The organism is Chitinophaga silvatica (genome assembly GCF_003419895.1).
Taxonomy (GTDB): domain Bacteria; phylum Bacteroidota; class Bacteroidia; order Chitinophagales; family Chitinophagaceae; genus Chitinophaga; species Chitinophaga silvatica.
Genome location: NZ_QPMM01000009.1, coordinates 114,892 through 127,133 on the forward strand (window position 1 = coordinate 114,892; position 12,242 = coordinate 127,133).

Here is a 12,242-nt window from a genome sequence, read left to right on the forward strand (position 1 = left end):
TTAGGAAATCAATTGCAAGATTATCATCTGACTTTTCATAACTTTTTTTCTTTTTCAACCACTATCTGACCGTGCACGGGTGCATTTAAGGTCTGGCGATCAGGAACAATTTTTGTTCTGATACTGTTACCTGATTAAATTGCTATTTTAAAAAAGAGGACTTGTTTTAAGTCCTCTTTTCTATTTTTGTACGGCTAAATCATACAATATGGAAAATCAGCACGAAGAACAGCATCAGCTTAATATAGAGTTGAATGAAGAAATTGCAGAAGGGCAATATGCTAACCTGGCTATTATCACTCATTCTAATGCAGAATTTGTGGTAGATTTTGTAAACGTTATGCCTGGTTTACCAAAGGCTAAAGTTAAATCCCGCATTATTCTTACTCCGCAGCATGCTAAGCGCTTTATGAAGGCAATGCTCGATAATATCAAGAAGTTCGAAGCAATACATGGTCCGATACAGGATCAGGACCAGGTTTCAATGCCTCTGAATTTTGGTGGCCCTACTGCTCAAGCTTAATCCTTTTTTCAATGGAAACGATATATTCTTATCATCACCTGCGGGAGTTTACTCACGAAGTATTTATCCGCATGGGTTGTAGTTTGGATCATGCTACATTGGCAACAGAAGTATTGCTCTCTGCAGATTTAAGAGGGATCGACTCACATGGAATAGCCCGATTGTCGGGCTATGTTCGTTTATGGGAGGCTAAGCGAATTAATGCTAAACCGGATATAAAAATTGTACACGAAACGCCAAGTACTGCCGTTATTGATGGTGATGGTGGCTTAGGGCTTGTTGTAGCACCATTTGCAATGGAAGTAGCAATGAAAAAGGCTGCTGAAGTAGGCACCGGTTGGGTAAGTGTCAAAAATTCGAATCACTTCGGGATTGCAGGTTATCATGCAATGATGGCTTTGGATAGAGATATGATTGGTATGGCAATGACAAATGCCAGTCCACTTGTTGCACCCACTTTCGCCACCGAGCGAATGTTGGGTACTAATCCAATTGCAGTTGCCATTCCTGCAAAAGAACAGCCGGCATTTGTAGCAGATTTTGCTACCACCACAGCCGCTAACGGAAAATTGGAGATTTTACAGCGAAAAGGGGAGGAAGCGCCTGTTGGATGGATCCAGGACAAAAATGGGAACCCAAGTACCGATCCGCACGAACTCAAGAGTGGCGGGGCTTTGCTACCTTTGGGAGGCGATCGGGAACACGGAAGTCACAAAGGGTATTGTTTGGGAGCAATTGTTGATATATTTTCGGCCGTTCTTTCGGGCGCAAATTATGGACCTTGGGCTCCTCCTTTTGTAAGTTTTCTACCTTTAGCCCCCGATCCGGTGGGTGAAGGACTGGGCCACTTTTTAGGAGCAATGAGAGTAGATGCTTTCAGACCAGCTGATGAGTTTAAAGCCAACATGGATACCTGGATCAGCCGGTTCCGAGCTGCTAAGGCCGTTCCTGGTAAGGAAGTGCTTATTCCGGGCGATCCGGAAAGAGAAACATATCACCGCCGGCTGGAAGATGGAATTCCGGTAGTAGATTCTGTAGTGAAAGACTTACAGGAGCTGGCAGTGAAATTTGATTTGAACTTTTAAACCACAACATTCATAAAAAATACCAGGAAAAGAGCCAGCGCTTAATTTCGGGTTTGCTAAAAGTAAAAACAGATATATTCAGATGAAAGTCTTAAAATTTGGTGGAACCTCTGTGGGAAAACCAGAGCGTATGCAGTCAATTGGCCAACTAATCACTGCTGATAATGATCAGAAAATAGTGGTATTGTCTGCACTCTCAGGCACAACAAACTCCCTTGTTGAAATCAGCCAGTCGCTGTCTGAGGGTAAGAGGGATCAGGCAAAACAGCAGATAGATAAGCTGGAGCAACATTATCGTTCTTTTTGCCTCGATTTAGTGAAGCAGGATTCCGGTCGTGCCAAGACTAAGGCAATCGTGGATGAACATTTTGAGTTCCTGAATATCATTCTAAAAATCTCTTTCAACGAAGCGCTGAATAAAGATATTCTTGCACAAGGAGAATTACTTTCTACCCGCCTTTTCTGCGTTTACCTGGAAGAAGCAGGCATTTCTGCAGTTTTACTTCCGGCATTGGATTTCATGAGCATCGACGAGTTCGAAGAGCCTGAAATTCCAAAGATTAAAATCAAATTGAGTAACCTGATTAATCAACATAGCAACGAGAAAATCTTCGTTACTCAAGGTTACATCTGCCGCAATGCTAAAGGAGAAGTAGATAACCTGAAACGTGGGGGTAGCGATTATTCTGCATCTCTGATCGGTGCCGCAATCCAGGCTTCTGAAGTGCAAATCTGGACAGACATCGATGGTATGCACAATAACGATCCTCGTGTTGTGAAGAAAACCTTCCCTATTGTACAATTATCATTTGATGAAGCTGCCGAATTAGCTTACTTCGGTGCTAAGATCCTTCACCCGGCTTCTATCTGGCCTGCACAGCATTTCAACATTCCTGTGAAATTGCTGAACACTATGCAACCAGAGGCTAAAGGTACTATCATCACAGAATTGCCTAATGGTAATGGTGCTAAAGCGATAGCGGCCAAAGACGGTATCATTGCTATTAAGATTAAATCCAGCCGTATGTTGCTGGCTTATGGATTCTTACGTAAGATCTTCGAAGTGTTTGAAAAATACCGTACTCCGATCGATATGATCACTACTTCCGAAGTAGCTGTTTCTTTAACTATCGATAGCTCTCAGTATCTCGATCAAATCCTGAAAGAACTGCAACCATTCGGATCTGTAGAACTGGATCACCACCAGACTATTGTTTCTATTGTGGGTAATGAAGTTGCTGCTACGCCTTCTATCATCACCAAATTATTCGATTCTTTGGAAGAAATTCCATTGAGAATGATTTCTTATGGAGGTAGCCGCCACAATATTTCTATTCTCATCAATGGCCAATACAAGGAAAAAACTCTTCAGGCTCTGAATAAAGGATTATTCGGATTGGAATAGTTGCAGATAAACGTAAATTGAAAAGAGGCTGTTTCTTTTACAGGAAACAGCCTCTTTTTCGTATATATGCAGCATTCATAACTTACTTCCTCGAAATATTTTTCTCTCCAGGCAGCAACCGCTGATCAAATACAAAGGGTTGTGTATTCTTTATGGTAATCTGCTCTGCATCGGGATGTAGTGGATTGATAAGGTAATTATGTTCTTCTGCAATAATTACTGAAGGAACTCTAAGTACAGCATATTTTGCGGTTTCGGACCATTCATCTCCAATGTCTTGAAGAAAAGGGGCAGGGGTAAGAGATTGCCAGCCTTTGGGAAGATCTTCTTTCGTTAATACCTTGATAGCAATAGTATCGGGAATATGAATGCTGGCAATACAGAAATCCTGTATAATATTCTTTAATGGTATATGCACCAGTACTTCCAATGCGGCAAGTGCACGGCTTCCTGCTGTATATACGATAGCATGACCCGGACTATTCCAACGCCCGCCATAAAGCCTGGCGCCTGTTCCGGCAAGATCGTCTATATACGCGCATTTGCTAATCCTGTATACTTCCATGCAGTTGTTTTAAGCAAAGATGCCATGTTCGATACGACCTAATTCGTCCTGAATTAATTGGAAGCCGAATGTTGTATCAAGTAATGAAATAGGTGTTTGATAGTTAAAGGCTGGTAGTGGAGTTCTCATCCACTCTTTAAAATCGGCCAGGTGGCCAAATACTTCGGTGCCTCTTTGGTATAATTGCGATAATAAAATAGCTCTTTCAGAGGTATCTGCAGAAAGCTTGGCATCATCCGAATAACGTTGCAAAGTCCTTTCTGATACATGCAATACCTGAGATAATTCGGCCAGGGAGAAAGAAATCTGCTTCCCCAGATTGATCAGTGCCCTTTTAATTATTCCACTTCTGGAAAGTTGTATGAAATCAAAGTAGCCATTCCCCACCACATAGGTGCCTGATGGATCTTCTACGATCATCAACGCATTCTCCTGTACACTATATCCTTTGAGATGTTTCATATACTCTGACATTTGTCACAAAAATACAACATTTTGTCGTAATTAGGAAGTCTGACCTTCAAAATATCCAATCTTCTGCATCTTATTGATATCTAATGATAAAACATCATAATCCGAGATGACTTTGCCTTCCAGGATATAAAAACCACTCTTTTGAAGGGGGTATTTCTTCAGGCTATCCGGAAAATGAACAGTGTCTATATATGAGCCTTCTCTATCTAAAAAAGTACCAAAACACATAGGTTCACCTTTATTGCTACGGAGATATTTGATAGTCACCAGGTATCCAAGCGTGATAATGGGTTTGTTGATATACTGATGAAATAACCGGGCCGGTATATATTGTTCCTGTTCGTGTTGCAGCACCTCGAAAGGTGATTGAAGGGGAAATCCTAATAAATCTATTTCATCAAATGCATCTTCATGTGAGTGATACGCGAGTTTTGGCAGATCACAATTTACAGTTGGGGTACCAAACAGGGGTAGAGTATGTGTTGGGATGGCTTCCCGGTTTCGGACCAGCAAACTGCTTTTCCATAGTAATTCTTTCTTGGTAAAACCTGTGAATTTAAAACAACCGATACGTATAAGAATTTCGAGTTGCTCAGGGCCGGGAGCAATTCGACTGGTAAAATCTTCCAGGTGCAGAAAAGGTCCATTCTGTTCCCTGTTTGATAAAATACTTGCAGCTAATGCTTCTTCCAGTCCTTCTATATGTATCATTCCTACGAATACATCATTGCCTTTAATATTCGTATAGTAATCACTGTTATTAATACAGGGGGGATGAATATCTACTCCGGTTTTTTTCAACTCCCTGAAATAAAGTTCACGGCTATAGAATCCACCGAAATTATTGATTACAGCCACCATAAATTCAGCAGGGAAGTAGGTTTTCAGATACAGACTTTGATAGCTCTCTACGGCAAAACTTGCAGAATGGGCTTTGGAAAAGGAATAGTTGGCGAAACTGGCGATCTGTCGCCATAACTCTGCAGAAACGTCCTGTGGGCGCCCCAGGCGTTTACAGTTATCAAAGAACTGGTCTTCAATTTTTTTTAAATTATTTGCTCCTCTGTATTTCCCTGCCATAGCCCGGCGGAGGGTATCAGCATCTGCAAGCGGGAGATCTGCAAAGTAGTGAGCTACTTTAATTACGTCTTCCTGGTAAACCATGATTCCGAATGTTTCATGCAGTAGCTCCTCAATAACGGGATGCAGATATGTTACCTGGTCGGGGTTTCGAAAGCGATGTATATATTGTTTCATCATGCCCGATTGAGCAACACCTGGTCTTATAATTGAGCTGGCAGCCACCAGCGACAGGTAGTCGCTGCAGCGGAGTTTCAGCAGCAACTGGCGCATAGCTGGCGATTCGATATAAAAACAGCCAATAGTATTCACTGTTTCCAGGTTCTTCTTTACTCTGCTATCTAATTGAAATGCTTTTACATTGTGAATATCTATATCTATATGTTTATTTTTTTTGATGATTTCGATAGCATCCTTGATATGTCCTAATCCTCTTTGAGACAGGATATCGAACTTATACAGACCAATTTTCTCGGCCTGCCACATATCCATCTGTGCAGTAATAAAACCTTTGGGAGGGAGGTAAGTAGTACAGCAATAATGAATAGGATTTTCACTGATGAGAATACCACCGGCATGTATACTCATGTGATTGGGATACGATTTTTCTGTAGCCATCATCTGGCTGTAATAGATGATTTTCCGATGAATGCTGTCATTCTCCAATTGCAGCTTGAAACCATTTTCCAGGATAGTATCAATTTCTTTTTTCGGCAAGCCATATACTTTGCCTAATTCCCTGATGATGGCATTGGTTTGAAAAGTGGTAACTGTTCCCAATAAGGCTGTATGTTCTTTCCCATATTTGTTGAAGATGTATTCGATGATAGTGTCGCGGTCGCGCCAGGAGAAATCCAGATCAAAGTCGGGCGGTGAACTGCGATAGGGGTTGAGAAACCGTTCGAAGTAAAGATCGAGCTCAATGGGGTCTACATCCGTAATAGCCAGACAATAGGCTACTATTGAGTTGGCGCCGCTACCTCTTCCTACATAGAAGAAGCCTTGTTGCCGGGCATAGCGTATTATATCCCAGGTAATGAGGAAATAGGATTCAAAATCCAGTTGTGTAATAATGGCGAGTTCTTTTTCAATTCTTGCCAGTGCAACGGTATTATCTTCGCCATATCTGTATTGCATGCCTTCAAGAGCCAGCCCTCTTAGTTTTTTTTGGTCTTCTTCTTTGCTGCCGGCAAAAAATAGTTTGTTTCTGGGAACATTAAAATCGATCTCTATTCCGCATGCTTCCATGATTTTTAATGTATTTCTGACAATATGCGGATAGTTGGCGTATCGTTCTATCAGTTGGGCGGGAGAAACGAATTGTTCATCCGTTCTGGCTGTGGTGTCGGGCGATAATTGAGTGATGAGAATATTTTGATCGATGGCCCGAAGCAGGCGATGTAATTCGAAGTGTTCATTATCCTGAAAGGTAACGGGATGAAGAATAACCAGTTTATGTTGCAGGGCAATAGTATCTGTTCTGAATAATTTATTCAGTTCCCAGTATTTGACGCCTATTAGTTCATTAGGCAGAAGTTGAGCAGGGGCAATACTTCCCCAGTTATATATCGCGAATGTATGGGGAAGTACAGGAGCCCGATCGGGGAAGGAAGTTGCTTCTTCAAGATGTGTAGATAGGAAATGGTTGATATGGTACCAGCCTTCAATATTTTTTGCGAGCAGGATGTATTTGAGATCATTATTGTTACGGCATTCGATGCCGAGGATAGGTTTTATATCTTTTTGCTGGCAGTAATCAACAAATTCCCAGGCGTCGGCAGTCAGGTTGATATTGGTAAGCGCGAGGGTGCGAATACCTAGCTCAAAGGCTTTATCAACCAATGTGGCTACGGGCATGGTGCCGTATCTGAGGCTGAAGAATGTTTTACAATTCAGGAACATCAGTTATAAATTTCTTTGGGAAGATTCCGGTATTCTTTTGAGTTTTATTTAGATAGATCATCATCGGTTATAAATTTCTTTGGGAAGATTCCGGTATTCTTTTGAATTTTTATATAGATAGATCATCACCCATTATAAATTTCCTTCGAAAGAATCTGTATGCCCCTGAAGTGTTTTAGATAGATTATCATCTGTTATACATTTTTCTTTCAGGTGGAGTTACATTAGTTCCTTTCATGAGATATTGCCAGCCGAAGCGATTTTTTATATGATCGATGGCCTGGTAGAGTGCAATCATTTCCTGGCTGTCGTCGAATAGATTAATCTGATAGTTACCCTGAACGAGGTGACTAAACCGTACTCCGATTAATCTGACTAATAAGCGGCGATCATAAAGTTTCTGAAAGAGGTCTTTTACTTTTTCGAGTAATACATGATCTGAGCAACTATAGGGGATGGTAGCTTGTTTGGTAACGGTTTGAAAATCGGAGTACCTGATTTTTACGGTAATGCAACCGGTAAGTTTATTTTGTTGGCGTAGCTCAAATGCAATTTTTTCTGTCATGCGTACTAGTTCGGCGTGTAATAGTGCGATATCAATAGTATCGGCAGGAAAAGTATTTTCTGTGGAGATAGATTTTTGTTCGTAGTAAGGCACCACTGGTGATTCATCTATACCATTGGCTTTTTTCCAAAGGGCAATTCCGTTTTTTCCCATCCATGCTTCCAGCAGGGAGATAGGCACTTCGCTGAGTGTTTTCACGGTTTCTACGCCACGGCGCCTCAGTTGGGCACCGGTTTCACGGCCAACCATAGGTATTTTTTCTACGGCCAGTGGTGCCAGGAAAGATTTTTCTTCTCCAAAGTGGATTTCCAGTTGTCCGTTAGGTTTAGCTTCATCTGTAGCTACTTTGGATACTAGTTTATTAGATGCTAATCCGAAAGAAATGGGTAATCCTGATTCTTTGATAATCTTTTTCCGAAGTTCTGTTGTCCATTTTAATGACCCGAAAAATTTATCCATTCCTGAAATATCCAGGTAGAATTCATCGATGGATGATTTCTCATACAGGGGGGCCTGATCGGCAATAACAGCCGTTACTTCCCTCGATTTTTCACTGTAACGTTCTATATCCCCACTTCTTACGATAGCGTGCGGACATAAGCGTAATGCTGTTTTCATGGGCATGGCAGAATGAATACCAAATTTTCTGGCTTCATAACTACAGGCCGATACAACAGCCCGATCGCTACTTCCGCCGATCAGCAGCGGTTTACCGCGTAAGCTATCATCCTGCAAACACTCTACGGATACAAAAAAACAATCCAGATCAAAATGCACAATAGTACGTTGTTGTAAGGCGATCATTTTAATACAGTTAAAGGGTAAATAAAAAAGGACAGAACAAGTTAACAACCTGAATAAAAAGCGATACGGATGGCGGACCGGGCAGAGGGGAAGATAGTAGTGCAACTGGCCTGCCAGCCGGAATCACTTTTTCTGGTTTCAGGACTGCTAAGTTACTAAATATTTTAGTAATGCTAAATAATTTAGTAAAAAAATATTAAGATTTTTCTAAGAAGCATTTTTCGTAACTTTAGTATGTACATAACTGAGAGCCAATAGATAACAAGTAATCAGATAAACGAAAGGAGCACAAGCAACGCAGATAGTTTTACCTTTAAACTTATCTTCATGAAACCCAAGGATCTTCCTAAAGAATTACTTATCCTGGCTTTGTTATTATTACCGATGGTTTACCTCGCCATCATCTGGAATCATTTACCTCAGAATATTCCCAGCAGTTTTAATCCTTCGGGTGAGGGTGGAAAAAGCGATTTCCTGCTTTTAATGATCTTTCTGTTTTTTACCAATGGATTGATTTATATTCTATTCAGGTATTTGCCAGATACAAATACAATGACTACCACTGTGGCGGAGCATAAGGAGTACTATAGGATTCGCTTTATTATTCATATTTATCAGTCAATATTTACCTGCCTCATTATTTTCATGGTAAGTCAGGGGCAACCATTCATAATGGAAAGATGGGTATTCGTGGGAGATGGAGTGCTGATTACCGGAATTGGTATTTACCTGCGGAAGCTGAAACCCAATTATTATGTGGGAGTAAGAACAGCTTATACTTTAAAAAGCCCTGAGATTTGGAACCAGACTCACCGTATGGCCAGTACGTTGTGGATAACTGCGGGGATAGTGATTATTATTTCAGGTTTCTTCCTGTCATTAATCACAGGCGTGTTCATTATTTTCTTCGTGGCGCTTGTGCTGGCTGCATTGCCTTATATTTATTCGTTCAGACTGTATTATAAGGATAAGGGCTAATTACAATTATCTGAAAACTATAAAAAAATAAAGCGGGTAATTTACCCGCTTTATTTTTTAGAACCAACCTTTACCTAAAGCCTCACGGAAAGGCCATGGGATCAGTGCCAATATCAGAATGAAGGCCAGACCGAAAAAGATAAGACCTAATTTATGTTTTTGAGCATCTGTTGCTGCTTTCTTAATTTTTGATTTGCCAATATGTACTAATGCAATAGCAACAATGGCCAAAATTTCGTGTTCTACAGTAAAGAAACGCAATACAGGGTCTTTCATCGCAGCGCCCATATCAGCCAATCCGGCTTTGGAAAGTGGACTTACAAAGAAATACAGGATCAGGCCTACCAGCAATTGAAGATCACAAGCAATCATAAAGAAGAGCCCAGCCTTCTTATCTGCAGGTGTAAACGGCGTTTTGCCGGTAACACCTTTTAATGAACGGATAACAGCCCAGAGTCCGGCCAGCACTATCGCCCATCGTAAAAATGAGTGTAGATGTAACATATCTGATTGAATTTTACCGGACAAAAATAAGAGAAGCACTCGAATATATTTGGTTATTTATAAAAATATTTGCTAATTTTGTTAGCATGGTACTAAATTATTTAGATTATGTCCATCGTCTGCCGCAACTTAAAATACCTGCGTAAACAAAAATCCTGGACGCAGCAGGAGTTTGCCGATAAGCTTGGCATCAAACGTTCCTTATTGGGTGCTTACGAAGAAGAACGTGCAGAGCCCCGCACAGAAGTACTGGAACAAGTGAGTGATATGTTTCGTGTATCCATCGATGATCTGTTACGTCGCGATCTTGGCTCCCAGAAAGATAACTTCCTGGAAAAACGCCGGCAGCTTAAGCTGGGGAATTCCAGACAGGCTATCCAGTTTGTGCCGGTTAAAGCTGCTGCAGGTTATCTCGCCGGCTATAATGATGAAGAATTCATCGAAGAACTGAATACCTTCACATTGCCGATGTTAGGTGCTGGTGATTACAGAGCTTTTGAAATTGCAGGGGATTCCATGCTTCCTGTTACCTCAGGATCCGTAATCGTTTGTCATAAGGTGGATGGCTGGGAAGAAATTAAAAATAATGAAACCTATGTGGTCATCACCGCAAGGGAAGGAATTGTTTTTAAACGTATTCTTAAAAGCAACCGATCCAAATCAAAAATTACCCTGGCTTCAGATAATCCGCAATTCGAGCCTTATGGCGTAGAAATGGAAGATGTACTGGAACTCTGGCAATCGGATGCCGTAATAAGCAAAGCCGGTCAGCAAAGCAGAATGAGCGTAAATCACCTGGCCGATATGGTAAATCACCTCCAGGATCAGGTTAGCTTGCTGAAAAAGAAGTTGAAAGACTAATTCTCAGAATTTTATTACCTTTAACTACGTTAATCCCTGATTCACTGCGGTTTTCAGGCAGCTTTAACTGCTTAAACCACTGGAAACAAGGAATTTCATAACAATTTTGTTTTTTCTGAAATCTTATTGTATCTTTGCGTTCCTAAAAATAATGAGGCAAAATTATGTTGATAATTGATTCTAAAGACTGCGAAAACATAGACAAGGCGCTTAAAAAATATAAGAAAAAATTTGAGAAAGCACGCATCCTGCTGCAACTCAGAACACGCCAGTCTTTCACCAAACCATCTGTTAAACGTCGTAACGAAGTGCTGAAGGCAGTTTACAAACAACAGTTGGCTTCTGGTAAATTCGACGCTTAATTTATTATTGTATCAGTGCTGAACTGATTACAACTCAAAATATTTGATGATTGTGAGGTTATTTTAATAACTTTACAATCATCAATCTTTTTGTGTTGAACGAAGCCTTACAATCCATATCAGAGCGGTTCTTATCCTACATTGCGCTCGAAAAGCGATACTCGGCACATACAGCCACCGCCTATCGCAACGATTTACTTCAATTATTCGATTATATAACTATTCACTACGGAGAAACATCCGTAGAAGATATTAGTCATGTTATGATCCGAAGCTGGCTGGCTCAACTCATGGAAGACGCCATTACCGCCAGAAGTGTAAATCGCAAAATCTCTACTCTCAAATCATTTTTTAAATACTGTATACGCCAGGGAATGCTCAAGCAGTCTCCGATGACTAAAGTAATTGCTCCTAAAGTCAGGAAGCGATTACCCGGTTATATCGAAGAAAAGGGGATGAGGGCGCTGGAAGATAACGTTAGCCCGGTTTCCGTTACCAGTTTACATATCTTCTCAGACGATCTGGAAGGACATACTCACCAGCTGATATTTGAAATATTTTATCAGACAGGCATTCGTTTGTCGGAATTAATAGGATTAGAGGAGTTTAAAGTCGATAAAGGGAATCAGACTATCAAAGTATTGGGGAAGGGGAATAAAGAGCGGATAATACCCGTAAGTGAGCGGTTATTGCAGCAGATAGCAGCTTATATGGATGAAAAGCGGGGAGCTTTAGAATATATAGAGCCTTTGGTATTATTGGTACATCCTGTAACAGGGAAGAAATTATATCCCAAATACGTTTACCTGATGGTTAGGAAGTATTTGACAGAGCATCAGATTACTACATTAAAGAAAAAAAGTCCCCATGTATTACGACATACGTTTGCAACACATCTAACGAATAACGGAGCAAAACTAAATGCGGTGAAAGAGTTGTTAGGGCATGCAAACCTTTCAGCGACGCAGGTTTATACGCATAATAGCATTGAGAAATTAAAGAAGGTTTACAATCAGGCGCACCCGAAAGCATAACGGTTTAACAAAAAATTATGCGATATATCTGCATTTCTATTTAAAAGTGATTATATTAGTAGTAGTTCTTTCACACTTAAAAGAGAATGCCTATGACCAT

Annotated in this window: 12 protein-coding genes; 7 read left to right on the forward strand and 5 right to left on the reverse strand. The window is 40.7% G+C overall.

Annotation, left to right across the window (positions count from 1 at the left end):
- Window positions 1–208 precede the first annotated feature (208 nt).
- The 3 genes from DVR12_RS16795 (at window position 209) to DVR12_RS16805 (ending at window position 3,013) form a co-directional block, all read left to right on the forward strand.
- Window positions 209–523: a DUF3467 domain-containing protein gene (locus tag DVR12_RS16795; protein ID WP_116976957.1), complete on the forward strand. Its 315-nt coding sequence runs from the start codon at window positions 209–211 to the stop codon at window positions 521–523.
- An 11-nt stretch (window positions 524–534) separates the two neighbouring features.
- Window positions 535–1,608: an Ldh family oxidoreductase gene (locus DVR12_RS16800; RefSeq protein ID WP_116976958.1), complete on the forward strand. Its 1,074-nt coding sequence runs from the start codon at window positions 535–537 to the stop codon at window positions 1,606–1,608.
- Window positions 1,609–1,690: 82 nt separating this feature from the next.
- Complete coding sequence (locus DVR12_RS16805; RefSeq protein WP_116976959.1) at window positions 1,691–3,013, forward strand: aspartate kinase; 1,323 nt, start codon at window positions 1,691–1,693, stop codon at window positions 3,011–3,013.
- 82 nt (window positions 3,014–3,095) lie between these two features.
- On the opposite strand, the gene DVR12_RS16810 is transcribed toward DVR12_RS16805, so the two are convergent.
- The 4 genes from DVR12_RS16810 to dinB form a co-directional block, all read right to left on the reverse strand.
- Complete coding sequence (locus DVR12_RS16810; RefSeq protein ID WP_116976960.1) at window positions 3,096–3,578, reverse strand: RES family NAD+ phosphorylase; 483 nt, start codon at window positions 3,576–3,578, stop codon at window positions 3,096–3,098.
- 9 nt (window positions 3,579–3,587) lie between these two features.
- Window positions 3,588–4,040: a type II RES/Xre toxin-antitoxin system antitoxin gene (gene parS / locus DVR12_RS16815; RefSeq protein ID WP_158563291.1), complete on the reverse strand. Its 453-nt coding sequence runs from the start codon at window positions 4,038–4,040 to the stop codon at window positions 3,588–3,590.
- Window positions 4,041–4,082: 42 nt separating this feature from the next.
- Window positions 4,083–7,034, reverse strand: a complete 2,952-nt coding sequence (locus tag DVR12_RS16820; RefSeq protein WP_116976962.1) for a DNA polymerase III subunit alpha — start codon at window positions 7,032–7,034, stop codon at window positions 4,083–4,085.
- Window positions 7,035–7,221: 187 nt separating this feature from the next.
- On the reverse strand, window positions 7,222–8,403 hold the full coding sequence (dinB, locus tag DVR12_RS16825; protein ID WP_116976963.1) for a DNA polymerase IV: 1,182 nt from the start codon (window positions 8,401–8,403) through the stop codon (window positions 7,222–7,224).
- Between the two features lie 327 nt (window positions 8,404–8,730).
- Here dinB and DVR12_RS16830 point away from each other — a divergent pair, with 327 nt between their 5' ends.
- Entirely contained in the window at window positions 8,731–9,381 is a 651-nt protein-coding gene (locus tag DVR12_RS16830) for an SdpI family protein (RefSeq protein ID WP_116976964.1), read from the forward strand.
- A gap of 57 nt (window positions 9,382–9,438) precedes the next feature.
- Here the strand turns inward: DVR12_RS16830 and DVR12_RS16835 are convergent, their stop codons facing one another.
- Window positions 9,439–9,885 (reverse strand): hypothetical protein, encoded by a 447-nt coding sequence (locus DVR12_RS16835; protein WP_233522415.1) that lies wholly within the window; start codon window positions 9,883–9,885, stop codon window positions 9,439–9,441.
- Between the two features lie 108 nt (window positions 9,886–9,993).
- Between DVR12_RS16835 and DVR12_RS16840 the strand changes: the two genes are divergently transcribed.
- The 3 genes from DVR12_RS16840 to DVR12_RS16850 all read left to right on the forward strand — a co-directional run bounded on the left by DVR12_RS16840 (window position 9,994) and on the right by DVR12_RS16850 (window position 12,142).
- Entirely contained in the window at window positions 9,994–10,746 is a 753-nt protein-coding gene (locus DVR12_RS16840; protein WP_116976965.1) for an XRE family transcriptional regulator, read from the forward strand.
- Window positions 10,747–10,910: 164 nt separating this feature from the next.
- Window positions 10,911–11,108: a 30S ribosomal protein S21 gene (gene rpsU, locus DVR12_RS16845; RefSeq protein ID WP_116976966.1), complete on the forward strand. Its 198-nt coding sequence runs from the start codon at window positions 10,911–10,913 to the stop codon at window positions 11,106–11,108.
- 92 nt (window positions 11,109–11,200) lie between these two features.
- Window positions 11,201–12,142: a tyrosine-type recombinase/integrase gene (locus tag DVR12_RS16850; RefSeq protein ID WP_394337598.1), complete on the forward strand. Its 942-nt coding sequence runs from the start codon at window positions 11,201–11,203 to the stop codon at window positions 12,140–12,142.
- Window positions 12,143–12,242: the final 100 nt, after the last annotated feature.